The sequence below is a fragment of the Bartonella sp. AA81SXKL genome, assembly GCF_042196945.1.
Taxonomy (GTDB): domain Bacteria; phylum Pseudomonadota; class Alphaproteobacteria; order Rhizobiales; family Rhizobiaceae; genus Bartonella.
In genome coordinates, this window is record NZ_JBHIRH010000440.1 from 1 (window position 1) to 522 (window position 522).

1 pseudogene is annotated in these 522 nt (G+C 33.1%); it reads left to right on the forward strand.

The window, feature by feature from the left end:
* Positions 1–78: 78 nt before the first annotated feature.
* Positions 79–261 (forward strand): annotated as a pseudogene (locus ACFINZ_RS12140) (hypothetical protein); the annotation flags it as partial.
* Positions 262–522 lie beyond the last annotated feature (261 nt).

Sequence of the window (522 nt, forward strand, 5' to 3'; positions counted from 1 at the left end):
ACGCTTCTGTACGGTCCATTTTGAGGCAAATAAACCCATTGGTAAAGTTATGGATTTAGATAGGGGATATTAAACCAAATGTTTTTAAGAAAACGTAAACAGAAGGGGGGAAAAAAGTTCGTTGCAACGGCGGTGGGGCATGCCCCATGGGGATTAGGGGTAGCAGAGTATTTTTACAATCTTTACGAATATGATGATGGTACAAGAGAATATGAAGAATTTGACGGTGGTCAGTATCATGAGATGCCTTGCAAAGTTGATATTCGATATCATATCAAAAAACACAATAAAGTCAATAGTTTGCTTGCAATTATTTTATATGAATCCACTTAAGAATCCACACTTTTATACGTGATTCATTTGACTATTTTTTATATAAGATTGCCATGTATGAATAGACCATAAAAAGCAAATCATAATGTAAATATTATAACGCATGTGTGTATTCATATGAAATGAAAAGCCGATATCATTCATAACAGTTCATAAATTTTATGATACGTTTTTATCACAGCACAAATC